The sequence below is a fragment of the Monashia sp. HAY1-5C genome (assembly GCF_056755255.1).
This window is the reverse complement of sequence record NZ_JBPGXG010000772.1, coordinates 1-236: the sequence shown is the minus strand read 5'-3', so window position 1 is coordinate 236 and position 236 is coordinate 1. Positions and strand designations below refer to the sequence as shown.

1 protein-coding gene is annotated in these 236 nt (G+C 62.3%); it reads left to right on the top strand.

Translation table 11 applies throughout. The annotated features are described in order from the left end of the window. Positions 1 to 236, top strand: a 236-nt coding sequence (locus tag ACR9ZK_RS23500) for an Hsp70 family protein (protein ID WP_481344321.1), incomplete at both ends; no start/stop codon positions are given.

Genomic DNA, 236 nt, shown 5'->3' with positions numbered 1-236 from the left:
GTCTGGGAAGGCGGGGAGGCCCGCGTCATTCCCAACGCGGAAGGAGCCCGGACGACTCCATCAGTTGTGGCTTACACCGACAGCGGGGAACGGCTTGTGGGGCAACTAGCCCGCCGGCAGGCGATCCTCAACCCCAAGGGAACCATTACTTCAGCCAAGCGGTTCATCGGCCGACACAATGAGGAGATAACCGATGAGGCCAAGGCCGTGAGTTTCGACGTCGTGGCGGACGACAA